A 22839-nucleotide genomic window follows, 5' to 3' on the forward strand; every position below is an offset into this window, starting at 1 on the left:
CGGATGACAAAGGCAATAGCGCAGGGAAGCTTATCCAGCACTTGGCACTGTTGCCTGAAACGTAAAGGTGAATGTCGACAGAAGCTATTTTTCCAGACGGATCAAGCGCTTATTCTTAACTCACTGGCCGGCTTGAAGGGCTCTCCCCCCCGCTTTTCAAGCCTGCGAGGTTCACCGACGTAGATTTTGAAGCTCCTTGATCTGACGTCTCGATTGGCCGCTGCGGCTTGCAGCGGCCTTTTTTTTGGGCGACTGAAAATGCACGCTGCCTGTCACGTGGCCGTCGATATTTTCAGCGTCGATGAGACCGAGCGCCGCACGGACAGCGCTCTATTCCATTTGCGCAAAGGCCTCGTCATGACCACGCCACTTTCGGCGGGTAAAAGCTCAGCGGCCGCTCACGAAAGGCCAGGTAGTGGCGCAGTACCTGCACTGGCGCTTCCGTATGCGGGTAATGGCCAATGCCCAGTAACTGCACGGTGTCTGGCTCCGGCACCAGTTGCCGGTAGCGCTCAAGCATGTGCGCGCCGGAAAGCGGGTCGACAATGCCATTGATCAAGCGCAGCGGCACGCCTCTACATTGCATCGCCCCTACCCAGCGTTCGCGGTGCAACCTGCGCTCCGGCATGTAGCCCACCAGCTTGTGCAGGATGCGCGTGCCCCGGTTGGCAGCGATCAGGCTCCAGAAGTCATCCAGCGCGCTTTCACTGGGATGGGTGCAGGGGCCGTAGACCTGCATCACATTACGCACCAGGTCGTCACGCCCGAACGAGCGCCCGACCAGCCAGCCAAACCGGCTGAGCAGCAGCTTCTGGATCAGTAGCATGCGGCAGCTTTCGGGGAACAGCCCGCTGTTGAGGAACACACAGCTGCCAATGTCGGCACGCTGCTCATGGTGTCGCGCCAGCAGTTCCTGCGCGACGCTGCCACCGTAGTCGTGAGCCAACAGGTGTACCGGCTCTGTGACCTGCAGGTGGGCAAGCAATGCCTGCTGCAGGTCTGCTTGCTCCATCAGGCTGTAAGTGTGATCGACGGGCTTGTCCGAATCACCAAAGCCGAGCATGTCGCAAGCGATCACCCGGAAACGTTGGCTCAGAGGGCCCCACAGGTAGTGCCAGTCCCAACTGGCGGTGGGGAAACCGTGTAACAGAAGCAGAGGCTCTCCTTGCCCTGCGGTCCAGTAGCGGATGCTCTGGCCCCGGAAGATGAAACTCTGTGCCCGGGTACGCCAGACGCACAATGGAATCTCGGCCATAGGCATCAGAAGTGTCCCGGTGTTGTGGTGTTGGCGGAATAGGGCAAGGCTGCGTTCATTGCATGTCACCTCGGCACTTACATGTGCTCTCTATGTCGAGGCAAAGTCTAGCCAGCAGCCCATTGGCTGGAACTTGCGTTGCCAGCCAGCTTGATGACTGAGCGAGTCAGTGGCACGAACGGTCAGAGGAGCAAGGCCAACAAGGGGGCCGCGAACAGGTTGAGTAGCCCGGTCAGGACCATCACCAGGCCGGCCATCGAGCCTTCCTCACGGCCCACTTCCTGCGCCCGGCTGACCCCGGCACCATGCGCGCCAACACCGAACAGCGCACCTCGTGCCAGCGGCGTACGCAGCGGCAACCAACGCAACAGCACACCGCCGAACATGGCACCGAGCACGCCGGTGAACATCACGAACACCGCTGTCAGCTCTGGCACCCCACCCAGGTCATGGGCCATGGGCATGGCAAATGGCGTGGTGATCGAGCGCGGCACCAGCGACAGGCTGGTTGCGCTGTCCAGCGCCAACAGGTGCGCCAGCCCCCAGGAGCTGGCGATCGAGGCACTGCTGCCAGCGACCATGCCCATCATCAAGGCCGGCCAGTGGCGCGCCAGCATGGCCCGCTGCTGCCAGATCGGCACCGCGAAGGCTACGGTCACCGGGCCGAGCACGCTCATCAACCAGTGGGTGTTGCGCGCATACTCGGCATAGGCTGTATGCAGTGGCACGGCCACAGCCAGCAGCAACACCGGCACCAGGATCAACGGTGACAGCAGGTAGCGTTTGCTACGCCGGTACAACCAGCGGCTGCCCAGGTAAGCCAGCAAGGTCAAGGCCAACCAGAACAGCGGCATGGGTTCAAGGCTCATGGCGCAACCTCCAGCGGCACACCAGCTCAACGGTCATGGCGGTCACTATCATCACCATCAGCGTGCTCACGGCGATCACCAGCAAGATGCGCCAGCCCTCATCACGGATCAGTGAGCCATAGTCGAGCAGGCTCATCAGCGCCGGGATGAAGAACAACAGCATCTCAGCCATCAGCCAGCCAGCACCCAATTGCAGCATGGCCGGTTTGAGCACACCCGAAGCGAACAGTATCAACAGCAGTGCCAGGCCCATCACACCACCGGGGATCGGCCAGCCCAGCCAACTGGCAATCTGGCCACCAAGCAGGAACAGCGCACAGAGAACCGCCAGCTCGACAAGCAGGCGCAGGGCTTTTTTCAATAATGCAGGTTTCATGGCGGGGTTCCTCGACAGGCCCTCATTTTAAGATTTGGCTGCCTAGGCCAGAAGCGAATTGTTAGACTGCTCACCATTCCAAAATGGAATCCAAAGCATGGAATTCAAACAACTGCGCAGCTTCATCGAAGTGGTCCACCGCGGCGGTTTTACCCAGGCGGCACAGACCCTGCACATCAGTCAGTCGGCCGTGAGCAAGCAGGTGGCCCAGCTTGAGCAAGATGTGGGCCAGCCGCTGCTGGAGCGCCAGGCTTCGCAACTGCACTTGACCGCTGCCGGCCGCATCGTGCTGGAGCGTGGCGAAGCCTTGCTGCGTCAGCGCCAGGCGCTGCTCAACGAGCTGGACGATCTCAGCCAGATGGAGCGTGGCGAACTACGCCTGGGCTTGCCGATGCTTGGCAGCGACACGCTGTTCGCCGGCTTTTTCGCCGAGTACCGGCGGCGCCATCCGAACATCGCCATCCAACTGCTGGAAGGCGGCAGCCGCAGCATCGAACAGGCCGTCAGAAGTGGCGAACTGGAACTGGGCGGCTGTTTGACGCCCACCGACGAGGCATTCGACTACCAGCCCTTTTGCAACGAACGGCTGGATGCGTTGCTGCCGGCTGGCCATGCCTTGGCCGGCCTGGACGCCGTGGGCCTGGAGCAACTGGCCGATACACCGTTTCTGCTGTACCAGCGCAGTTTTGTGCTCAACGACCGGCTGCTGAAGGCATGCCAGCAGCAGGGCTTCACCCCCAAGGAAGGCGGGCGCAGCGGCCAGGCGGATTTTTTGGCGGCGCTGGTGGCAGCCGGCCAGGGCGTGGTGATGCTGCCCCGGGTGGTGGCAAAAGCGCTGGAACGCCCCGGGGTGGTGCGTGTGCCGTTGAATACGCAGGAGGATTTGCGTTGGGATATCGCGTTTATCTGGCGACGCGGCGCCTACCTGTCACGGGCAGCGCAGGCGTGGTTGGCCTTGTTGCGCGAGCCGCACAGCTAACACGCCTGCACAGGTGCCGGGTCAGGCGTTCAGTGCGCTCGCCAACTCAGCCAGCCAAGGCTCGGCATCCGCTTCCGGGGTCACCGTCTCGCTCGCATCCAGGCGCAGCATTGGCTGCACTTCGCGCACGCCCAGTTCGGCGAACAGCTCACGCATCTGCTCGCCACCACCGCAATAGGTATCGCCATAACTGGAGTCGCCCAGCGCGATCACCGCGCCAAGCAGGCCACGCCAGGCCGCGGGCAGTGTGTCACGAAGGGTGCTGTACAGCGGCACGAGGTTGTCCGGCAGCTCACCCATCCCGGTGGTCGAGGTCACGGCCAGCAAAGCGTCGGGGGCAAAACCCTGAAGATCCTGAAGGGTGGCACGCGCAGCATGCCAAGCCTCGAAACCCGCCGCCTTGAGCAGCGATTCAGCGTGACGGGCGACTTCTTCGGCGGTGCCATAGACCGAGCCGGAAATAATGGCGACTTTCATCGAGTAGAGGATTCCGAAACTGAGTGAAAACGTAGGATACTAGCATTCAACGCTGGCAAAAGGCCGCCCTTACCAAAGTCGCCATCTTCCGTTTTCCTTCACCTATGGCCCGGACATGATCAACGCGCAATTGCTGCAATCGATGGTCGATGCGTCCAATGACGGCATCGTGGTTGCCGAACAGGAAGGCGACGACACCATCCTGATCTACGTGAACGCCGCTTTCGAATGCCTAACTGGCTACAGCCGTGACGAGATTCTCTATCAGGATTGCCGGTTCCTGCAGGCTGACGACCGTGACCAGCTTGGCCGCGCACGCATCCGCAAGGCCATGGCCGAGGGCCGCCCATGTCGCGAAGTGCTGCGTAACTATCGCAAGGATGGCAGCGCCTTCTGGAACGAGTTGTCGATCACGCCGGTGAAGAGCGACTTTGACCAGCGCACTTACTTTATCGGCATCCAGAAAGACGTCAGCCGCCAGGTCGAACTGGAACGGGAGCTGGCAGAACTGCGCGCTCGTCCGAAACCCGACGAACGCGCCTGAACCAAGTCCGCCACGCACGGTCAATTCCGTTGAAGAAATCGCCACCACCGAGTTCGATCATGCAAGCAGACGCGCTCCTGACCCAGGACGAGCTGGATTTCATACAGAACATGCAGCATTCGCCGCAACTGAACCTGGCTGACACCATGTCGAGCCTGCTGGTCAATGGCGACCGCCGCATACAAAGCTTGCTCACCCGGTTGGTGGCTAACGAGCAGGTGACCTTGCAGGCCCAGTTCAACAACCAGCAAATCAGTTTCCCGCTGCAGTTGGTAGAGGACGAGTTCCACGCCCTGCACCTGCAACTGGGTTCACCGGAAATCTACGAAGACGGCCCCATGCTGCGCCCATGGCGCCTGGCGATGGACCAGCCGAGCGCACTGCTCGATGCCCATGACGAAACAAGCGGCCTGTGGGTACGCGAGATTTCCTTCAAGGGTGTGCTGCTGGAAGTCCGTGATTTGCCAGCAGCACCCGCCCGCTTCGCGCTGCGCTTCGCCCCGGGCGGCATCAACCCGATCGAACTGCATGGTGTGTTGGGCCGGCGCATCGGCTCGGACCTGGCTGCCTACGACCTCAGCCAAAGCCCAGCCGAAGAAATCGAACGCCTGCGCGACTACATCCTCCAGGCCCACCGTCAGGCCCACCCCGAGTTGCACACTCAGGTATCGAGCTGACGGGCCAGAAACTGCCGCAAGCGCTGGCGCATCACACTGCCCTGCGCGCCCAGGCAGGCTACAGGGCTGCCAGCCAGGCTGTCCTGTACCGCTTCAGCCGCTTCGCCGGCCAGTAACAACGGACACTCCAGCATCGACGCCAGGCGCTTGAAGTGCCGCGTGAGTTCTGCTGTGGGCGACTGATGGGAAAACAGCACCAGGGCGTCCGGCTTCAGCCGTTCGCAGACCAGCGCAAGCTCTTGCAGCGGCTGCCCGTTCGCCAACGGGATCACGCGAACTTCGTCGCTATCCAGGATCAGGCTGGTTACCAGCAACTCAAGCTCATGGCACTGCCCCGGCAATGGCGCCAATAGCACGGTGCGGTTACACGGTACACGGGCCAGCTGCAAGCGGGCGAAAACCCGACCGCGCAGGAACTGGTCATAGAACAGCCATTCGCTGGCCTGCCCGTAGCCGCCTTGCCGGACTACCATGTCATGCCACACTGGCATGAACACATCGGCGAACACCTGGTCCAGGGTGCTGGCCGCGAACACCTCGTCATAAAGGCGATTCAGGCCCGCCACGTCGAAGTGCTGTACCGCCAGGCGAATCTGGTTTTGCCAGCGCAGGCTAGTGTCCACCGCGCCGCCAGTCTGCCCGGAGAGGGCATCGCCGCGAGCCAGAATACTGCCGACCTTGCTGACCGCCACGCCGCGCTCCAGCCACCCGAGGATACGGCGGATTTCATCGATATCAGCCTGGGAATACAGGCGGTGACCACTGCCGGTACGGATGGGCTGGATCAGTCCATAACGGCGCTCCCAGGCGCGAAGGGTCACGGCGTTGACACCGGTCAAGCGTGACACTTCCCGAATCGGAAACAACTCCTGCTGCTCGAAGCTTGCATCGATCAACGGTTTACGTCCCTGTTCGTTCATCTGCACGAAGTACCCTGAGTGCGAAAAACTGGGCACATAGCTTACTACGACTGTGTCGGTCTGTTGGTGCCACCGTTTAACTGCCGATATTTGCCGAAGATCGCAACTGCGCGATAATGCGCGCCCGATTCTTGCATGCACGACTGCGTCGCCCATCACCCCGGGCCACACAGCCAAAGGGGCCAGCTACCCGCCAGCCCCGTTGCCAGGAGATACACGATGTCTACCCCACCCGTTACCCTCATGGTGTCGCGCCGCGCCGCCCATGGCCGCTACCAGGACCTGCTGGCCTGGCTGCACGAAGGCGAACAGCTGGCCACCGACTTCCCTGGCTACCTCGGCTCGGGCATCCTTGCCCCGCCTCAGGATAGCGACGAATTTCAGATCATCTTCCGCTTCAGCGACGAGCCGACCCTGCATGCCTGGGAACACTCCGCCTCTCGCCGCGCATGGTTACAACGCGGCAACGGCCTGTTCGAGCGCCCCAAAGAGGCGCGCGTCAGCGGTATCGACGACTGGTTCGGCACCAACAGGGTGCAAAAACCGCCACGCTGGAAGCAAGCCGTGGCCATCTGGCTGGCGTTTTTTCCAGTCTCGCTGGCCTTCAACCTGCTGTTCGGCCATTGGTTGACGGCGCTCGACCTCATACCCCGGGTACTGCTCAGCACCCTGGCCCTGACGCCGGTCATGGTGTACCTGTTCATCCCGCTGTCCACCCGCCTGCTAGCCAGTTGGCTGCAGGCCTCCCCACCCACTGCCGGCGCCTTGCGCAGCCGCTGAGGCCAGGCCATACAACAGGGAAACAGTTCGGGTATGCTGGGTGGCAACCAAAGGACAGACAAGTTGACCACCCCGAACATGAACAGCCCCATTCTCGTTACCGGAGCCAGCCAGCGCGTCGGGCTGGCCCTGGCCCTCGAACTGGCACAGGCCGGCCATACGGTGGTCAGTGCCAGCCGCAGCATCCAGCCGCAGGCAGCCCACCCCAACATCGTGCAGTTTCAGGCCGACCTGTGCCACGCGGGCGACCGCCAGGCGCTGATCGATCACCTGCACGATCGTTACGACGGACTGCGCGCCATCATCCACAACGCCTCACTATGGCTCGACGATAGCCTCGACAACCTCGAGACCATGTTCCGCCTGCACGTCGAAGCGCCCTACCACCTCAACCTGGCCCTGGGCGACCTGCTGGCCAAGGTGGAAAAGGCCGACATCATCCACATCTGCGACGAAACCTCTTCGCGCGGCAGTAAAAGCCACATCGGCTATGCCGCCACCAAGGCCGCGCTGCAGAACATGGTGCTGTCATTCGCCGAAAAATATGCGCCCACGGTGCATGTGAACGGTATCCTGCCCGGGCTGCTGATCCTCAAGGAAGGGGGGGACGAAGCCTACCGCCAGCAAACCCTGAAAAAGGCCCTGCTGGAGTTCGAACCCGGCGCCGGCCCGCTGATCGAGACCGTCAAGTACCTGCTCGCCAGCCAGTACAGCACCGGCAGCCAGGTGGTCATCAACGGTGGCCGCCACCTGAAGAACCGCATGACTTGAGAGAAGACCATGACCCCACAACAACAGCTTGAGCTCGAGGCGGCCGCATTCCGGCGCCTGGTTGAACACCTGCAAAAGCGCACCGATGTACAGAACATCGACCTGATGAACCTGTCCGGTTTCTGCCGCAACTGCCTGTCCAAGTGGTACAAGGCCGCCGCTGACGAGCGTCAGCTGGACCTGAGCCTGGATGATGCCCGCGAAGCGGTGTACGGCATGCCCTACGCCGAGTGGAAAGCCCAATACCAGAAAGAAGCCAGCGCCGAACAACAAGCGGCGTTCGAAAAAGGAAAACCTCGTGACTGATCTGAATACCCTGCGCGCAAGCCTGGCCAGCGGCCAACATGTATTTGCCGATACCTTGGCGTTCATTGCCGACAATTACAGCTACCAGCCGCAGGCCTTCAACAACGGCGGCGTGGAGAATGCGGCAGGGCAGAACGAAGGTTCGTGCAAAACCCTGGGCCTGGCCTTGCTTGAAGGGCTGAGCGACCAGGAAGCACTGCTGGCCTTCGGCGAGCACTACCGTGATGTGGTGGCCACGCCTGAGGGTAGCGACCATGGCAACATCCGTGCGCTGATCAAACACGGTCTGGCGGGTGTGAAGTTTGCTGCGCAGCCGCTTGCGCGCAAGGCTTGAGATAGCCGGGGCCGCTTTGCGGCCCCACTGTCCTGCGCCCACCATCAACCCATGATGGTGCCAGGCCCCCCACCTTCCAGCCTCCCCTGCCGCAACCACTGCAAGGCCACCGGCCACAGGTTTTCGCGAAACCGGTCATGGAAGAACGCGAAATGGCCAATTTCCTCGGCCGAGATATCCACAGGTGCAATGCGCAGGTGCTGGCGCTCGCCCCCCTGTAGATAACCCAATAAACGCTCGGTCGCCGCCACGGTCCCAAAAGGGTCGTCAGTCAGACTGATGGCCAGCGTCGCCGCACGCACCTGGGCGAACGGTAGCGCCGCCAACGCCCGCCCGCTGGGGCGGTGCTCATAACGTGGGGTGCGTGTGGTCCAGTCATGCACCACGCCGGCTGGCGTGTCTTCCAGCCAACCCAGGCGCTTGCCGGGAAAGTAGCCGAATACCCGGGTCAGTAGCGGCATGACCACATGCCACTTGCCGAACAGTTGCCAGCGCTGGCTGGCCGCGTAGTCGCGCCAGTAGGCGAACTGCGCGCCAACCATCACGACCCGTCGGATCTGGCCAGCCGACGGTGCCAGGCCTACTGCACAACCGCCGAAACTGTGCCCCACCACGTCCACCGGCTGACCTGGGAAATGCGCTGCCGCATGCGCCAGCATGGCTTCGAAATCCAGCCGGCCCCAGTCGCTCCAGGAGGCCTGGAAACCACGCAGCGACGCAGGCCGGGATTCGCCGATACCACGGTAGTCATAGGTCAGCACATCGCAGCCGTGGGCGAACAGGTAGTCGGCAAAGCGGGCGTAATAGCGGCAGCGTACCGAAGTGGCAGCGTTGATGATCACCAGCGGGCGCTGGGGGTCAGGTTGGGCGTGGCGCCAGCAGAAGCCGCCGAGGCGGTAGCCGTCGGCCGCGGGGTGGTGAAATGGGGTAGCGGGTTGGGTGAGGCTACTCATGGCGCATTCCCTGTCGTTGTGCGCCAAAACTAGCAAAGATTTTGTAGCCTGTACCGGCCTCTTCGCGGGTGAGCCCGCTCCTGCAGGGGGAGAACCTGTGGGAGCGGGCTTGCCCGCGAAGAGGCCGGTACAGGCTTACCCGATTACAGCTCGACGCAGTCGAACTTCACATCGGTGGCTACGTCTTCGTCGTAGTTGACGTCAGCGCGCTCGAAGCCGAACAGGTTGAGGAACTGCTTCTTGTAACCGGCGTAGTCGGTCAGCTCGAACAGGTTCTCGGTGGTCACCTTGGGCCACAGGGCCTTGCAAGCGTTCTGCACGTCGTCACGCAGCTCCCAGTCGTCCAGGCGCAGGCGACCCTTCTCGTCGACTTCTGCCGGCGCACCGTCGGTACGGTACATACGGTCGCGGTACATGCGGTCAAGCTGGTCCTGGGTGCCTTCGTGAACACCTTTCTCCTGCATGATCTTGAAGACCATCGACAGGTACAGTGGCATCACCGGGATGGCCGAGCTGGCCTGGGTAACCACCGACTTGAGCACCGCCACATTGGCGCCGCCTTTCACTTCACCGGCCAGCTTCTGGTTCAGACGCAGGGCAGTTTCGTCCAGGTCCTGCTTGGCCTGGCCCAGTGCACCGTGCCAGTAGATCGGCCAGGTGATATCGCTGCCGATATAGCTGAAGGCCACGGTGCGAGCGCCTTCGGCCAGTACATTGGCGCCAGCCAGCGCATCGATCCACAGCTGCCAGTCCTGGCCACCCATGACGGTGACGGTGTCGGCAATTTCCTGCTCGGTGGCCGGCTCGATGCTGGCCTCGATGATGGTGTCCTTGTTGGTGTCGATGGCGGTCGACTTGTACGGCTGGCCGATCGGCTTGAGTGCCGAGCGGATGACTTCACCCGTCTGCGGCAGCTTGCGCACGGGCGAAGCCAGCGAATAGATGACCAGGTCGACCTTGCCACCCATTTCGTTCTTGATCAGCTCGATGACCTTGGCGCGGGCTTCGTCGGAGAAGGCGTCACCGTTGATCGACTTGCTGTACAGGCCCTCGGCCTTGGCGAACTTGTCGAAGGCAGCAGCGTTGTACCAGCCAGCAGTGCCGGCCTTGGTCTCGGTGCCTGGTTTTTCGAAGAACACGCCCAGGGTGTCGGCCTTGAAGCCGAACGCCGCGGTGATGCGGGCTGCCAGGCCGTAGCCGCTGGAAGCACCGATGACCAGGACCTTCTTCGGGCCATCCTCGCGTACGCCCAGCTTGCGGGTGGCTTCGATCTGGTCACGGACGTTGAGCTCGCAGCCCTTCGGGTGAGTCGTGGTGCAGATGAAACCGCGAACCTTAGGATGAATGATGGCCAATGTCTGTACCTCGTCAGGTTTATGCCGGGGAAGCGCCGCTTGGGGCGATTCCGATTGATCAGAGGGTGAGACTACCCCCGCAGGTTATCCGACACATATTACGGGGTGATCAGAGGGATGCAAAACCAGAGTTCTTCTGTGCAGGAGGGACATGGCAGCACGAAATCCAGATTGGCGGGTTAAAACGTCCGCCTTCCATTTATTTGCTTTTCACATCAATCCGAAAGAAAAACAAACTTAACAAATAAGCCAAACCCGCCGATGCTGGCGGCACTACGCCCATTGCACGGAGAACAACAACATGAACGACGTGGTGATCGTCGCCGCAACCCGTACCGCCATCGGCAGCTTCCAGGGCGCCCTGGCCACAGTGCCTGCGGTCGACCTCGGCGCCGCCGTGATCAAGCAACTGCTGAAACAAACCGGGCTGGACCCGGCGCAGGTCGACGAAGTCATCCTCGGCCAAGTGCTCACTGCCGGTGCCGGTCAGAACCCGGCACGCCAGGCGGCGATCAAGGCTGGCCTGCCCTTCAGCGTACCGGCCCTGACCCTGAACAAGGTCTGCGGCTCGGGCCTCAAGGCCCTGCACCTGGCCGCCCAGGCGATTCGCTGCGGCGATGCCGAGGTGGTGATTGCCGGTGGTCAGGAGAACATGAGCCTTGCCCCCTACGTGATGCCCTCCGCCCGTACCGGGCAGCGCATGGGCCATGGCCAACTGATCGACAGCATGATCACGGACGGCTTGTGGGATGCCTTCAATGACTACCACATGGGCATCACTGCCGAAAACCTGGTGGACAAGTACGGTCTAACCCGTGAACAGCAGGATGCCTTCGCTGCCGAATCGCAGCGCAAGGCAATGGCGGCGATCGAGGCCGGCCGTTTCGACGCTGAAATCACCCCCATCGTGCTGCCGCAGAGAAAGGGAGAGCCCAAGGTTTTTGCCCGTGACGAGCAACCACGCCCGGACACCACCGCCGAGTCTCTGGGCAAACTGCGCCCGGCCTTCAAGAAGGACGGCAGCGTCACCGCAGGCAATGCTTCCAGCCTGAACGACGGCGCCGCCGCCGTGCTTTTGATGAGCGCCGCAAAGGCCGAGGCTTTGGGCCTGCCGGTGCTGGCGAAGATCGCCGCCTATGCCAGTGCCGGGGTAGACCCCGCGATCATGGGTATCGGTCCGGTTTCGGCGACCCAGCGTTGCCTGGACAAGGCCGGTTGGCAACTGGCCGAACTGGACCTGATCGAAGCCAACGAAGCCTTTGCCGCCCAGGCGCTGGCCGTGGGCAATGCGCTGGCATGGGATGCCGCACGGGTTAACGTCAATGGAGGGGCGATTGCCCTGGGCCATCCGATTGGTGCTTCCGGGTGCAGGGTGCTGGTGACCCTGCTGCACGAGATGATCAAGCGGGATGCCCAGAAAGGCCTGGCCACCTTGTGCATTGGTGGCGGGCAAGGGGTGGCGCTGGCCATCGAGCGCTGATTGATTCAAGCAGGCCCGGCCTCTTCGCGGGTGAACCCGCGCCTACACTGATCGGTGATGGACACACATCGGTGATCGGGCGCAGGCCGTTGTAGGAGCGGGTTTACCCGCGAAAGGGCCGGGCCTGCTGGCCAATCTCCACCAGCCATTCACCGTTGCATTCGCCACCGTATTCGCGGGTAAACCCGCTCCTACACTGATCGGTGATGGACACACATCGGTGATTGGGCGCAGGCCGTTGTAGGAGCGGGTTTACCCGCGAAAGGGCCGGGCCTGCTGGCCAATTTCCACCAGCCGTTCACTGTTGCAGCCGCCATCGTATTCGCGGGTAAACCCGCTCCTACACCGATCGGTGGTGGACACACATCGGTGATTGGGCGCAGGCCGTCGTAGGAGCGGGTTCACCCGCGAAGAGGCCGGCACAGGCAGCAACCGTTCAAGCCGCGGCTCGGTCCTGCTCCAGCGAAGCAGCCAGCACCGCCACTTCCTGGCACTTCTGCACGGCCAGATCCACTGGGCTCTCCAGCAGCGAACAGGCCGGCGCCAACCACAGCCGCTCCCCCAGGCGTTCATGGGCCTCGTGCAGCAGCCCCAGGGTCTTGCCCAGATCGCAAGGCAAGTCGTTGCGACCGTCGACCAGGCCCAGCGACAGTATCTTGTAAGCCGGCAGGCGGTCGAGAATGCTCTGGTATTGCTCAGGGGCTTGAACCAGATCGACGTGCAAGCCATCCACTGGCAGGTTGGCGGCCAGGCCGAGGTTGCCGTCAAGGCCACCGAAGTACGTGGCGATCAGCTTCTTCAACGGTGCGCGTTGCAGGATGTTGTAGACGCGTTCATAGGCATTTTTCCAGTCCTGGGGCAGCGCCTGGGCGAGGATGGGTTCATCGATCTGCACCCATTCAACGCCCAGGGCGGCCAGGCGGTTGAGGAGCTGGTCATACACGGGCAGCAGGCGGTCAAGCAGCTCCAGCTTGTCGAAGTCACCGCCCAGGGTCTGGCCCTGCCACAGGTAGGTCAAGGGGCCGATCACTACCGGCTTGACTGCATGGCCCAGAGCCTTGGCGTGCTCCACTTCTTCGAACAGTGGTTCCCAGTTCAGAACGAACGGCTGATCGCCTGCGCTAAGCACGTGGCTGTCCCAGGCGAAGTCGCCGACCGGCAGCAGCTCGATGCCAGCGTCTTTCTGCACCTGCCAGTGGCGGGCACGCAGCTCGCGGTCACGGCCGATGTGTGGAAAGCCCAGATTATGTGCCAGTGCCATGTCTTGTCCCTTCAGCATGCTTTAATGAATGAGGGAGATTCTCCGGCTGGCGGGGTGTTGAGACAAACTCATTAAATTTGAGATGAACCCAAGAAATCTTCATGATCATGATTGTGCAGTGGCTGTGCCGGCCCTTTCACGGGCAAGTCCTACACGGCTCTCATGATCTTCCCGGCCCCCATGTCTCATTCAGATCACCACCTTGCGCATCCGGACATGACCCGGCTCGCCTTCTGCCGCACAATGCCACCCTGACCACACCAGGTGCCCGGCCAACATGAGCCTGCTGAAAACCGCCCTGCGCGAAAAGAACTTCGTCTGCGTCATGGAGTTCGTCCCCAAACCTTCCGCAGAACGCTTTGCCGCCATGGAAGCGATCATGGCCCGTGCGCACCTGTGCGGCTGGCCTATGACCGTGGCCATCGGTGATCGTGTCGGCAGCCCGCTGGACATGTCACCGCTGGACGCCCTCGCCTCGTTCAGCAACCCGGTGCCTGCCCTGCCGCATTTTTCAGGCAAGGATCGCGAGCGCCACCACCTGCTCGCCCAACTGCAGCGCATGGAAGCCGCCGGCCTCGACCAGCTGTTACTGCTGACTGGCGACCGCCTGCCCGGCCATGAACCTGGCCAGCGCCCGGTGCGTTATCTGGAATCGGTCGCTGCCCTGCAGATTGCCCGCCAGGCTTGCCCGCACTGGCTGCTGGGCGCGGCGCTGAACCCGTTCAAGTACCACGAGGAAGAAGGCGGCGCCCAGTATTTCAAGGCCGAGAAAAAGCTGGCAGCGGGGGCTGACTTCTTCACCTTGCAGCTGGGCTTCGATGCCGCCAAGCACCAGGAAGCCATACACTGGATGCGCCGCCAGGCGTCACCCAAGCCCATGCTGGCCTGCCTCATGAGCCTCACCCACGGGCGCGCAGCGATGCTCGACCACGTGGCCGGCGTCACTGTCACGCTCTCCATGCGCGACATGCTCGAAGCGGAGACGGCGCAGTCCAAGGCCTTTGCCCAGGCGCGCAGTGTTGACCGTCTGGCCTTGCAGATTATCGGTACAAAGCTGATGGGTTACGCCGGTGTGCACCTGTCAGGGGTTCACACACTCGAACAGCTGCTGGCCCTCGAGGCCCGTATCGAGCACTGGCAAACCCAGGTTCAGTCAATGGAGCAATGGACACCGGCCTGGCACGCCAGCTGGCAGATGCCCGGCCTGCCAGCGGTAACCTTCCATCCGCCACAGGCGGGCTGGCGCCTGGGCGAGTCACGGGTCGATGCCTCATTCAAGGAAAAAGCCCGCTATCACCTGATGCATGGCATGCATTCACTGCTGTTCAGCCGGCGCAACGGCCTGAGCAAGGCCTTCGGTTGGGCAGTGCGCCAGCCTCTATGGGCAACACGCGTTGGCGCACAAGTGCTGCACACGCTCGAGCGCAGTGTGAAGCGCCCGCTGGTGGGTTGCGACACCTGCGGCCGTTGCCGCCTGGAAGACACCTTGTACACCTGCCCGGAAACCTGCCCTAAAGGCCTGGCCAATGGCCCCTGCGGCGGAACCGCCCTGAACCGCTGCGAGTTCGGCGACCGCGAGTGCATCCACAGCGTTAAATACCGCACCGCCAAAGCAGTGCGGCAAACCGCTGTGCTGACCGAACGCCTGATCCCGTGCATCGAGGTCGAAACCCGACACCGCAGCTCATGGCCGCAGTGGTTCGCAGGGCAGGCGCCCCAGCGGCTCAGCCCGCAGCCATTGCCTCGAAGCCAGCCCGAATCGTAGCCTCGGGCAGTTCATCGGCAATGAACACCATCACGCTCTCGCGCGCTTCGCCTGCGGCCCACTCGGCGTCCCAGTCGAAGCCATAAAGCTTGAGCACGCCCTGGAACACCAGCTTGCGCTCCTCGCCAGCAATGTTCAGCACGCCCTTGTAGCGCAGCAGCTGTTTGCCGTGGGTTTCCAGCAGCTCGTTCATGAAGCTGCTGAGGCGGTCGATATCCAGCGGGGCTTCGGTGCGCAGCACCATCGTGGAGATGCGGTCCGGGGTGGCAGGCTTGAGCACGGGTCGCAACATCGGTTTCAGGTTTACCCCAAGGTCAGGGTTGAGGTTGAAACCGCGCACATCCAGTAGTTCAGCCAGGTCGATACAGCCGTGTTCGACCACACGGATCGCAGCCCTGCTATTGATGCGGCCCAGGCGTTCGCGCAGGGCTTCAACCGCAGCTGGCTCGACCAGGTCGGTCTTGCTCAGCAGCAGACGGTCGGCAAAGCCGACCTGGGCCTGAGCGATGGTCTGGGTCAGGTGCAGTTCGGCATGCGCGGCATCGACGAGGGTGATGATGCCGTCGAGGATGTAGCGCTCACGCAGCTCCTCGTCGATGAAGAACGTTTGCGCTACCGGCGCCGGGTCGGCCAGGCCGGTGCACTCGATCACCAGGCGGTCGAAGGCAATCTCGCCGGCATCCAGACGTTCAAGCAGCAGGTACAGGGCGCGGGTCAAGTCGCCATGGATGCTGCAGCATACACAGCCGTTGGCCAAGGTCATTACCTGCACCGGCTGATCACCCAGCAGTTGGCTGTCGATGCCGGCCTCGCTGAATTCGTTTTCGATCACGGCGAGCTTCAGGCCATGCTCGGCCTTGAGCATGTGCCTGAGCAAGGTAGTCTTGCCGGCACCGAGGAAGCCAGTGAGGACGGTTACGGGAATGGGCGTCTGCACGCAAAATACTCCTGAATCTGAAAATGACTGTGGGAGCCGGTTACCCAGGCTCCCACAGGTTCACACGTACCGCAGGCTCAACAGCACTTGGGGCCGGATTTGCCACCGTAACGTGCTTCCTGGCGTTCGCGGAAGAACGCCTCGTAGCTCATCACCGGCTTGTCCGGATGCGTTTTCTGCATGTGTTCGACATAGTTGTCGTAGTCGGGCATGCCGACCATCAGGCGGGCTGCCTGCCCCAGGTATTTTCCCAGTCGACCCAGGTCGTTGAACATGATTGCAGTCCTCTCTATTACGCGTCAGGCAGCGCCTGGAACGGGGTTTCCTTGTCGCTGCGCTCCTTGCGGCCCAGGGCGACGTAGCCGACCTTGATGGCGAAGAACAGGATGCTGAAGACCACCAGCAGGAACAAGACCGTCAGGCCCGCGTTGGTGTAGGCGTTGAAGATCACGTGCTGCATCTGCCCGATGTCTTTGGCCGGGGCCAGTACCTGGCCGGCGTCCAGCGCAGTGCTGTACTTCTTGGCCAGGGCCAGGAAGCCGACAGCCGGGTTCGGGTCGAACAGCTTGATCAGGCCTGCTGCAGTGGTGCAGATCAACAGCCACACGGCCGGCAGCAGGGTGACCCAGATGTAGCGCTGACGCTTCATCTTGATCAGCACCACAGTACCGAGCATCAAGGCGATACCGGCCAGCATCTGGTTGGAGATACCAAACAGCGGCCACAGGGTGTTGATGCCGCCCAGCGGGTCGATTACGCCCTGGTACAGCAGATAGCCCCAGAGTGCCACGCAGCCAGCGGTGGCGAGCAGGTTGGCCCCCCACGAGTCGGTGCGCTTGAGCGCCGGCACGAAGCTACCCAGCAGGTCTTGCAACATGAAGCGCCCGGCACGGGTACCGGCATCCACCGCAGTGAGGATGAACAGCGCCTCGAACAAGATCGCGAAGTGGTACCAGAAGGCCATGGTGTTTTCACCTGGCAAGACTTGGTGCAGGATCTGCGCGATACCGACCGCCAGGGTTGGCGCGCCACCGGCACGGGCCAGGACGGTGTGCTCGCCAATGTCACGGGCGACCGCTTCGAGCTGCTCAGGTGTAATCAGGAAGCCCCAACTGCTGACCGTCTGCGCTACCGACACAACATCGGAACCGACCACGGCAGCCGGGCTGTTCATGGCGAAGTACACGCCCGGCTCGATCACCGAGGCCGCAACCATGGCCATGATGGCGACGAACGATTCCATCAGCATGCCGCCATAGCCGATATAGCGGGCGTTGGTTTCGTTATCCAGCAGCTTCGGGGTGGTCCCCGAGGAAATCAGCGCGTGGAAGCCAGACACCGCACCACAGGCAATGGTGATGAACAGGAACGGGAACAGGGTACCCTTCCACACCGGGCCGGTGCCGTCGGTGAACTGGGTCAGCGCCGGCATTTTCAGCTCGGGTGCGATGATCAGGATACCGATGGCCAGGCCAAGGATCGTACCGATCTTGAGGAAGGTCGACAGGTAGTCACGCGGCGCCAGTACCAGCCATACCGGCAGCACGGCGGCGACAAACCCGTAGCCCACCAGCATCCAGGTGATCTGTACGCCGGTGAACGTGAACGCCGGGCCCCACACCGGATCCGCAGCGATCACGCCCCCCAGCCAGATGGAAGCCAGCAGCAGCACCACGCCAACCACCGAGATTTCGCCAATACGGCCCGGACGGATGTAGCGCATATAAATGCCCATGAACATCGCGATCGGGATGGTCGCCATCACCGTGAACATGCCCCACGGGCTTTCGGCCAGGGCCTTGACCACGATCAGCGCCAGCACCGCAAGGATGATGATCATGATCAGGAAGCAGCCGAACAGGGCGATGGTGCCCGGGATTTTGCCCATCTCCTCGCGCACCATGTCGCCCAGCGAGCGGCCATTGCGGCGGGTAGACATGAACAGGACCATGAAGTCCTGCACCGCACCGGCCAGCACCACGCCGGCGATCAGCCACAGCGTGCCGGGCAGGTAGCCCATTTGCGCGGCGAGTACCGGCCCGACCAAGGGGCCTGCGCCGGCGATGGCGGCGAAGTGGTGGCCGAAAAGAATGTGTTTGTTGGTCGGAACGTAGTCCAGGCCATCGTTGTTGAGCACCGCCGGGGTGGCACGGCGCGGGTCGAGTTGCATCACCTTGGTGGCGATGAACAGGCTGTAGTAACGATAGGCGACCAGGTAGATGGCCACCGCCGCGACCACGATCCACAAGGCGTTGATCGCCTCGCCGCGACGCAGGGCAACCACACCCAGTGCGCAGGCGCCTATGACTGCCAGCGCCAGCCACGGAATATGGCGTAGCAGGCTATTATTGTTGTTCATGGTTAGCTTCCAGCTGGTGGATTGGAAAGACCGCCCACCGAGTCTAGGGCGAGTCAAGCGGCATTGCCACACTTGCTTTGTTCTAGAGCCTCTGCGGCCAGATTGCAGTACCTGATGCACATGCAGTTCTAAATATAGTCAGGATGACACCTGACGACCTATTGAGGATCCATGCCATGAGCGATCACGACGAACGCCGCCGCTTTCAACGCATCGACTTCGATGCGCCCGCCGAGCTACACCAGGGACTGAAACGCTGGCCTGCAAAACTGCTGGACCTTTCACTCAAAGGCTTGCTGATAGAACGCCCGGCAGATTGGGATGCCGACCTGACGCAGGACTTCGACGCCATCATCCACCTGGGCGAAGATGCCCGCGTGCAGATGCAGGTCGAACTGCGCCACGAGGAAGCGGACCGCCTGGGCTTCATCTGCCTCTACATCGACCTCGACTCGCTGAGCCACTTGCACCGTCTTGTGGAACTGAACGTGGCTGACAGCACCGAAATGATGCGTGAGCTGCGCGAACTCATCGAATAATGAAATCTCTTAGCTAGCTAATAGCCTCCCCACAGAGTGTTTCTTGTCTACCCAGACAGCTTTAAGCCTGGGTAGCGTTGCTTTGTACACACCCTTCTAATACAGCTTCTGCCAAGTTGGTACGCCTTCTGCATTGGGTTTTAGCACGCCCTGCGGCCGGATCTGTTCGCGCTCCGATCAAAATATTGTATACAATTCTTGTAGCAATCAATTGAGTGAAGTGTCTACAGTAGCGGCACAACAATAAACAGAGAGCCTGCTCCATGACTACGTCCCCTAGCACGTCTCCCGCCAAGCGACCCGAGGATGAAAACCTCGGCCTTGGTGCCAACCTGGCCTATGGTCTGCAGCATGTGCTGACCATGTATGGTGGGATCGTCGCAGTACCCCTGATCCTGGGGCAGGCCGCGGGCCTGAATGGTGCCGAAATCGGCATGCTGATCGCCGCCTCGCTGTTTGCCGGTGGCCTGGCCACCCTTCTGCAGACCCTTGGTCTGCCGTTCTTTGGTTGCCAGTTGCCGCTGGTACAAGGCGTGTCGTTCGCCGGTGTGGCGACCATGGGGGCGATTCTGAGCAGCGAGGGGGGCGGTGGCCTGCCAGGCGTACTCGGCGCGGTCATGGCAGCGTCGCTGATCGGCTTTCTGATCACGCCGGTGTTCTCGCGCATCACCAAGTTCTTCCCGCCGCTGGTGACCGGTATCGTCATCACCACCATCGGCCTGACCCTGATGCCGGTTGCCGCACGCTGGGTGATGGGTGGCAACAGCGCCTCGCCGGAGTTCGGCAGCATGGCCAACATCGGCCTGGCCGGGCTGACCTTCGCCATCGTGCTGCTGCTGAGCAAGCTTGGCAACGCAACCATCTCACGCCTGTCGATCCTGCTGGCCATGGTGGTCGGCACGTTGATCGCCTGGGCATTGGGCATGACCGATTTCAGCAAGGTCAGCGAAGGCCCGATGTTCGCCTTCCCCTCGCCGTTCCACTTTGGCATGCCGGAGTTCCACATCGCCGCGATCCTGTCGATGTGCATCGTGATCATGGTGACCCTGGTGGAAACGTCGGCCGATATCCTCGCCGTCGGTGAGATCATCGACACCAAGGTGGACTCAAAGCGCCTGGGCAACGGCCTGCGCGCCGACATGGCATCGAGCATCCTGGCGCCGATTTTCGGTTCGTTCACCCAGAGCGCGTTCGCCCAGAACGTTGGCCTTGTGGCGGTGACCGGGGTCAAGAGCCGCTACGTGGTGGCTACCGGCGGCATGATTCTGGTGGTACTCGGCCTGCTGCCAGTCATGGGCCGGGTGATTGCCGCCGTGCCTACCCCGGTACTGGGCGGCGCCGGTATCGTGCTGTTCGGCACCGTGGCGGCCAGCGGTATCCGCACCCTGTCCAAGGTCAGCTACAAGAACAACGTCAACCTGATCATCGTTGCCGCCTCGCTGGGCTTCGGCATGATCCCGATTGCCGCGCCGACCTTCTACCACCACTTCCCGAACTGGTTCGAGACCATCTTCCACTCCGGCATCAGCTCGGCGGCGATCATGGCCATCCTGCTGAACCTGATCTTCAACCACTTCACCACCGGCAACTCGGAAAACCAGTCAGTGTTCGCTGCAGCCTATGAGCGGACCATCCAGTATTCGGACATTTCCGCGCTGCGTGATGGGGACTACTTCAAGGATGGCAAGCTGTTCGATGCCGAGGGTAACGAAGTGCCAATGCTGGAACTGGACGAGCATGGCAATGAAACGGTCAAGCGCACGCCAGTTGCCGAGCATTGACTGTGTGCAGGAGCGAGCTTGCTCGCTTCTGCACATTATTCGAACAACGCATCCAGCGCCTGTTCCAGGCGGGTAACGGCAATCACCTGCAAACCCGCCGGCGCTTCTTTCGGCGCATTGCCCTTGGGTACGATGGCACGCTTGAAGCCGTGCTTGGCCGCTTCCTTCAAGCGCTCCTGGCCACTGGGCACCGGCCGTACCTCGCCCGACAAGCCAATCTCGCCAAACACCAGCAAACCATGGGCCAGTGGCCGGTTACGCAAGCTGGACATCACCGCCGCCAGCAGCGCCAGGTCCGAAGCCGTTTCCAGCACCTTCACCCCGCCGACCACGTTGAGAAACACGTCCTGGTCATGGGTCGGGATACCGCCATGACGGTGGAGTACCGCCAACAACATGGCCAGGCGGTTCTGGTCCAGGCCCAAGGTCACCCGCCGCGGGTTGGCCAGATGGCTATCGTCGACCAGCGCCTGCACCTCGACCAGCATCGGCCGGGTCCCCTCCCAGGTTGCCATCACCACGCTACCCGGCACCTCTTCCTGGGTACGGTTGAGGAAGATCGCCGACGGGTTCGAGACCTCCTTGAGGCCACGATCGGTCATGCCGAACACGCCCAGTTCGTTGACCGCGCCAAAGCGGTTCTTGACCGCCCGCAGCAAGCGCAGGCGGCCATCGGACTCACCTTCGAAATACAGCACAGTGTCGACCATGTGCTCCAGCACCCTCGGGCCAGCCAGCGAGCCTTCCTTGGTCACGTGGCCGACCAGGAAGATTGCCGTACCGCTTTGCTTGGCGTAGCGCACCAGCAACGCTGTGCTTTCGCGCACCTGGGCCACGCCGCCCGGGGCCGATTGCAACTGCTCGGTGAAAATGGTCTGGATCGAGTCGATCACCATTACCCTCGGCTTCTCGACCCGCGCCGTGGCAATGATCGTCTCGATGCAGGTTTCGGTCATCACCTTGAGCTGGTCCTGGGGCAGGCCCAGCCGCCGGGAGCGCATGGCCACCTGCTGCTGCGACTCCTCCCCTGTGACATACAGTGCCGGCATGCCCACGGCGATGTTGCACAAGGTCTGTAGCAAAATGGTCGATTTGCCGATGCCGGGGTCACCGCCGATCAGCACCACCGAGCCATCCACCAGGCCGCCACCCAGCACACGGTCCAGTTCGGTGCTGCTGGTCGTGAAACGCGGGATTTCCTCGACACTGACTTCGGCCAGGGTCTTGATCTGCGCCTGCTGTCCTGTCCAGCCAGCGCGGCCGCTACTGGGTGCAGCAGCGCCGCCGCTTTCGATCATGGTTTCGACCAGGGTATTCCAGGCCCCGCATTCGCCGCACTGGCCGGCCCATTTGGGGAAAGTCGCGCCGCATTCGGTGCAGCCATACAAGCGCTTGGCCTTGGCCATGGGTGGGGTCTCCTGGAAAAATTCGCCATGATAGCCGAGCAGGACGTGTCTCGAACGCCTCGGGATGCGACAAAACTATTCGTTCTAACTGCAGTCAGTAGCCCTGAACACAACGCATGAAGCGTTTTAGTGGCTTACACTGCCTTAACCTTACCTTTTGTTACAAGGAACCAAACATGGGCATGCTCAACGAGTTCAAGGCTTTCGCAGTCAAAGGCAATGTCGTCGACATGGCGGTCGGTATCATCATCGGCGCGGCCTTCGGCAAGATCGTCTCGTCCTTCGTCGGCGACGTGATCATGCCGCCACTGGGCCTGTTGATCGGTGGCGTGGACTTCAGCGACCTGGCCATTACCCTGAAGGCTGCCGAAGGTGACTTGCCAGCGGTGATGCTGGCGTATGGCAAGTTCATCCAGACCGTGATCGACTTCGTGATCGTGGCCTTTGCCATCTTCATGGGCGTGAAAGCAATCAACAAGCTCAAGCGTGAAGAAGCCGTGGCACCGACTACGCCGCCTGTGCCTTCGGCTGAAGAGACGCTGCTGACCGAAATTCGCGATTTGCTCAAGACGCAGAACCAGAACCGCTTGCCTTGAGAATTGCCGGAGGCGCTTTGGGGAGCGGGCATGCTCGCGAAGAAAGCAATGCGATGGATGGCACCGGCTCCGCCGGTGTTCGCGGGTGAACCCGCTCCTACGGCGGCCTGTGTCCAACC

General features: G+C 62.0%; 24 protein-coding genes. 12 read left to right on the forward strand and 12 right to left on the reverse strand.

Annotated elements, in window-relative coordinates; all coding sequences use genetic code 11:
* Positions 1-355: 355 nt before the first annotated feature.
* The 3 genes from ACF8RA_RS17465 to ACF8RA_RS17475 form a co-directional block, all read right to left on the reverse strand.
* Positions 356-1261 (reverse strand): alpha/beta fold hydrolase, encoded by a 906-nt coding sequence (locus ACF8RA_RS17465; RefSeq protein ID WP_252459620.1) that lies wholly within the window; start codon positions 1259-1261, stop codon positions 356-358.
* 176 nt (positions 1262-1437) lie between these two features.
* Positions 1438-2124: an LrgB family protein gene (locus ACF8RA_RS17470; RefSeq protein WP_392519391.1), complete on the reverse strand. Its 687-nt coding sequence runs from the start codon at positions 2122-2124 to the stop codon at positions 1438-1440.
* On the reverse strand, positions 2114-2500 hold the full coding sequence (locus ACF8RA_RS17475) for a CidA/LrgA family protein (protein WP_101196255.1): 387 nt from the start codon (positions 2498-2500) through the stop codon (positions 2114-2116). Before ACF8RA_RS17475 ends, ACF8RA_RS17470 begins: the two co-directional genes overlap by 11 nt.
* Before the next feature lie 97 nt (positions 2501-2597).
* Between ACF8RA_RS17475 and ACF8RA_RS17480 the strand changes: the two genes are divergently transcribed.
* A complete protein-coding gene (locus ACF8RA_RS17480; protein ID WP_392519392.1) occupies positions 2598-3479 on the forward strand; it encodes a LysR family transcriptional regulator in 882 nt (293 codons plus the stop codon).
* Between the two features lie 21 nt (positions 3480-3500).
* On the opposite strand, the gene ACF8RA_RS17485 is transcribed toward ACF8RA_RS17480, so the two are convergent.
* Positions 3501-3956: a flavodoxin gene (locus tag ACF8RA_RS17485; RefSeq protein ID WP_392519393.1), complete on the reverse strand. Its 456-nt coding sequence runs from the start codon at positions 3954-3956 to the stop codon at positions 3501-3503.
* Between the two features lie 115 nt (positions 3957-4071).
* On the opposite strand from ACF8RA_RS17485, the gene ACF8RA_RS17490 reads away from it, so the two are divergent.
* A complete protein-coding gene (locus ACF8RA_RS17490; RefSeq protein ID WP_176682531.1) occupies positions 4072-4500 on the forward strand; it encodes a PAS domain-containing protein in 429 nt (142 codons plus the stop codon).
* Positions 4501-4559: 59 nt separating this feature from the next.
* Positions 4560-5177, forward strand: coding sequence for a hypothetical protein (locus tag ACF8RA_RS17495; protein ID WP_392514577.1), 618 nt, complete (start codon positions 4560-4562; stop codon positions 5175-5177).
* Here the strand turns inward: ACF8RA_RS17495 and ACF8RA_RS17500 are convergent.
* Entirely contained in the window at positions 5162-6097 is a 936-nt protein-coding gene (locus ACF8RA_RS17500) for a MerR family transcriptional regulator (RefSeq protein WP_392519394.1), read from the reverse strand. The genes ACF8RA_RS17495 and ACF8RA_RS17500 overlap by 16 nt on opposite strands.
* Before the next feature lie 219 nt (positions 6098-6316).
* Here ACF8RA_RS17500 and ACF8RA_RS17505 point away from each other — a divergent pair, with 219 nt between their 5' ends.
* Genes ACF8RA_RS17505 through ACF8RA_RS17520 form a run of 4 tightly spaced genes read left to right on the forward strand, consistent with a single transcriptional unit; the run spans position 6317 to position 8288 of the window.
* Positions 6317-6877, forward strand: a complete 561-nt coding sequence (locus tag ACF8RA_RS17505) for an antibiotic biosynthesis monooxygenase (protein ID WP_176682528.1) — start codon at positions 6317-6319, stop codon at positions 6875-6877.
* Between the two features lie 33 nt (positions 6878-6910).
* Positions 6911-7648: a dihydromonapterin reductase gene (folM, locus tag ACF8RA_RS17510; protein WP_176682527.1), complete on the forward strand. Its 738-nt coding sequence runs from the start codon at positions 6911-6913 to the stop codon at positions 7646-7648.
* A 9-nt stretch (positions 7649-7657) separates the two neighbouring features.
* On the forward strand, positions 7658-7954 hold the full coding sequence (locus tag ACF8RA_RS17515; protein WP_010955294.1) for a DUF1244 domain-containing protein: 297 nt from the start codon (positions 7658-7660) through the stop codon (positions 7952-7954).
* Positions 7947-8288: a HopJ type III effector protein gene (locus tag ACF8RA_RS17520; RefSeq protein WP_003251646.1), complete on the forward strand. Its 342-nt coding sequence runs from the start codon at positions 7947-7949 to the stop codon at positions 8286-8288. Before ACF8RA_RS17515 ends, ACF8RA_RS17520 begins: the two co-directional genes overlap by 8 nt.
* Before the next feature lie 44 nt (positions 8289-8332).
* Here the strand turns inward: ACF8RA_RS17520 and ACF8RA_RS17525 are convergent, their stop codons facing one another.
* Positions 8333-9241, reverse strand: coding sequence for an alpha/beta fold hydrolase (locus ACF8RA_RS17525; RefSeq protein ID WP_176682525.1), 909 nt, complete (start codon positions 9239-9241; stop codon positions 8333-8335).
* Positions 9242-9384: 143 nt separating this feature from the next.
* The gene (gene fabV, locus ACF8RA_RS17530) at positions 9385-10596 is read right to left on the reverse strand and encodes an enoyl-ACP reductase FabV (RefSeq protein WP_176682524.1); all 1212 of its coding nucleotides are present in this window, start codon (positions 10594-10596) and stop codon (positions 9385-9387) included.
* A gap of 301 nt (positions 10597-10897) precedes the next feature.
* On the opposite strand from fabV, the gene ACF8RA_RS17535 reads away from it, so the two are divergent.
* Entirely contained in the window at positions 10898-12076 is a 1179-nt protein-coding gene (locus ACF8RA_RS17535; protein WP_392462180.1) for an acetyl-CoA C-acetyltransferase, read from the forward strand.
* A gap of 436 nt (positions 12077-12512) precedes the next feature.
* Here the strand turns inward: ACF8RA_RS17535 and ACF8RA_RS17540 are convergent, their stop codons facing one another.
* Positions 12513-13337 (reverse strand): 5-methyltetrahydropteroyltriglutamate--homocysteine methyltransferase, encoded by an 825-nt coding sequence (locus tag ACF8RA_RS17540; protein ID WP_176682522.1) that lies wholly within the window; start codon positions 13335-13337, stop codon positions 12513-12515.
* Between the two features lie 277 nt (positions 13338-13614).
* Between ACF8RA_RS17540 and ACF8RA_RS17545 the strand changes: the two genes are divergently transcribed.
* Complete coding sequence (locus tag ACF8RA_RS17545; protein ID WP_392519395.1) at positions 13615-15102, forward strand: methylenetetrahydrofolate reductase C-terminal domain-containing protein; 1488 nt, start codon at positions 13615-13617, stop codon at positions 15100-15102.
* On the opposite strand, the gene yjiA is transcribed toward ACF8RA_RS17545, so the two are convergent.
* The 3 genes from yjiA to ACF8RA_RS17560 form a co-directional block, all read right to left on the reverse strand.
* Complete coding sequence (gene yjiA / locus ACF8RA_RS17550; RefSeq protein WP_176682520.1) at positions 15062-16039, reverse strand: GTPase; 978 nt, start codon at positions 16037-16039, stop codon at positions 15062-15064. The two genes, ACF8RA_RS17545 and yjiA, sit on opposite strands and share 41 nt — an antisense overlap.
* Before the next feature lie 77 nt (positions 16040-16116).
* The gene (locus ACF8RA_RS17555) at positions 16117-16314 is read right to left on the reverse strand and encodes a YbdD/YjiX family protein (protein ID WP_003251633.1); all 198 of its coding nucleotides are present in this window, start codon (positions 16312-16314) and stop codon (positions 16117-16119) included.
* A gap of 17 nt (positions 16315-16331) precedes the next feature.
* A complete protein-coding gene (locus ACF8RA_RS17560; RefSeq protein ID WP_176682519.1) occupies positions 16332-18398 on the reverse strand; it encodes a carbon starvation CstA family protein in 2067 nt (688 codons plus the stop codon).
* Positions 18399-18574: 176 nt separating this feature from the next.
* Between ACF8RA_RS17560 and ACF8RA_RS17565 the strand changes: the two genes are divergently transcribed.
* Together ACF8RA_RS17565 and ACF8RA_RS17570 are read left to right on the forward strand one after the other, a co-directional pair.
* Positions 18575-18937 (forward strand): PilZ domain-containing protein, encoded by a 363-nt coding sequence (locus ACF8RA_RS17565; RefSeq protein ID WP_176682518.1) that lies wholly within the window; start codon positions 18575-18577, stop codon positions 18935-18937.
* Positions 18938-19200: 263 nt separating this feature from the next.
* Positions 19201-20718, forward strand: a complete 1518-nt coding sequence (locus tag ACF8RA_RS17570) for a nucleobase:cation symporter-2 family protein (RefSeq protein WP_392519396.1) — start codon at positions 19201-19203, stop codon at positions 20716-20718.
* 35 nt (positions 20719-20753) lie between these two features.
* Here ACF8RA_RS17570 and radA read toward each other — a convergent pair whose 3' ends face one another.
* Positions 20754-22124, reverse strand: coding sequence for a DNA repair protein RadA (gene radA / locus ACF8RA_RS17575; RefSeq protein WP_003251626.1), 1371 nt, complete (start codon positions 22122-22124; stop codon positions 20754-20756).
* Positions 22125-22300: 176 nt separating this feature from the next.
* Between radA and mscL the strand changes: the two genes are divergently transcribed.
* Positions 22301-22720 carry a large-conductance mechanosensitive channel protein MscL gene (gene mscL, locus ACF8RA_RS17580; RefSeq protein WP_176682516.1) on the forward strand — a complete coding sequence of 140 codons (420 nt, stop codon included), beginning with the start codon at positions 22301-22303 and terminating at the stop codon, positions 22718-22720.
* Positions 22721-22839 lie beyond the last annotated feature (119 nt).

The organism is Pseudomonas sp. FYR_5 (genome assembly GCF_043106315.1).
GTDB lineage: Bacteria > Pseudomonadota > Gammaproteobacteria > Pseudomonadales > Pseudomonadaceae > Aquipseudomonas > Aquipseudomonas putida_Y.

What these genes read in the sequence shown, in the direction of transcription:
- ACF8RA_RS17465 (WP_252459620.1), bottom strand. Translation starts at nt 1,261, where the DNA reads ATGCCTATGGCCGAGATTCCATTGTGCGTCTGGCGTACCCGGGCACAG.
- ACF8RA_RS17470 (WP_392519391.1), bottom strand. Translation starts at nt 2,124, where the DNA reads ATGAGCCTTGAACCCATGCCGCTGTTCTGGTTGGCCTTGACCTTGCTG.
- ACF8RA_RS17475 (WP_101196255.1), bottom strand. Translation starts at nt 2,500, where the DNA reads ATGAAACCTGCATTATTGAAAAAAGCCCTGCGCCTGCTTGTCGAGCTG.
- ACF8RA_RS17480 (WP_392519392.1), top strand. Translation starts at nt 2,598, where the DNA reads ATGGAATTCAAACAACTGCGCAGCTTCATCGAAGTGGTCCACCGCGGC.
- ACF8RA_RS17485 (WP_392519393.1), bottom strand. Translation starts at nt 3,956, where the DNA reads ATGAAAGTCGCCATTATTTCCGGCTCGGTCTATGGCACCGCCGAAGAA.
- ACF8RA_RS17490 (WP_176682531.1), top strand. Translation starts at nt 4,072, where the DNA reads ATGATCAACGCGCAATTGCTGCAATCGATGGTCGATGCGTCCAATGAC.
- ACF8RA_RS17495 (WP_392514577.1), top strand. Translation starts at nt 4,560, where the DNA reads ATGCAAGCAGACGCGCTCCTGACCCAGGACGAGCTGGATTTCATACAG.
- ACF8RA_RS17500 (WP_392519394.1), bottom strand. Translation starts at nt 6,097, where the DNA reads ATGAACGAACAGGGACGTAAACCGTTGATCGATGCAAGCTTCGAGCAG.
- ACF8RA_RS17505 (WP_176682528.1), top strand. Translation starts at nt 6,317, where the DNA reads ATGTCTACCCCACCCGTTACCCTCATGGTGTCGCGCCGCGCCGCCCAT.
- folM (WP_176682527.1), top strand. Translation starts at nt 6,911, where the DNA reads ATGCTGGGTGGCAACCAAAGGACAGACAAGTTGACCACCCCGAACATG.
- ACF8RA_RS17515 (WP_010955294.1), top strand. Translation starts at nt 7,658, where the DNA reads ATGACCCCACAACAACAGCTTGAGCTCGAGGCGGCCGCATTCCGGCGC.
- ACF8RA_RS17525 (WP_176682525.1), bottom strand. Translation starts at nt 9,241, where the DNA reads ATGAGTAGCCTCACCCAACCCGCTACCCCATTTCACCACCCCGCGGCC.
- ACF8RA_RS17535 (WP_392462180.1), top strand. Translation starts at nt 10,898, where the DNA reads ATGAACGACGTGGTGATCGTCGCCGCAACCCGTACCGCCATCGGCAGC.
- ACF8RA_RS17540 (WP_176682522.1), bottom strand. Translation starts at nt 13,337, where the DNA reads ATGGCACTGGCACATAATCTGGGCTTTCCACACATCGGCCGTGACCGC.
- ACF8RA_RS17545 (WP_392519395.1), top strand. Translation starts at nt 13,615, where the DNA reads ATGAGCCTGCTGAAAACCGCCCTGCGCGAAAAGAACTTCGTCTGCGTC.
- ACF8RA_RS17555 (WP_003251633.1), bottom strand. Translation starts at nt 16,314, where the DNA reads ATGTTCAACGACCTGGGTCGACTGGGAAAATACCTGGGGCAGGCAGCC.
- ACF8RA_RS17560 (WP_176682519.1), bottom strand. Translation starts at nt 18,398, where the DNA reads ATGAACAACAATAATAGCCTGCTACGCCATATTCCGTGGCTGGCGCTG.
- ACF8RA_RS17565 (WP_176682518.1), top strand. Translation starts at nt 18,575, where the DNA reads ATGAGCGATCACGACGAACGCCGCCGCTTTCAACGCATCGACTTCGAT.
- ACF8RA_RS17570 (WP_392519396.1), top strand. Translation starts at nt 19,201, where the DNA reads ATGACTACGTCCCCTAGCACGTCTCCCGCCAAGCGACCCGAGGATGAA.
- radA (WP_003251626.1), bottom strand. Translation starts at nt 22,124, where the DNA reads ATGGCCAAGGCCAAGCGCTTGTATGGCTGCACCGAATGCGGCGCGACT.
- mscL (WP_176682516.1), top strand. Translation starts at nt 22,301, where the DNA reads ATGGGCATGCTCAACGAGTTCAAGGCTTTCGCAGTCAAAGGCAATGTC.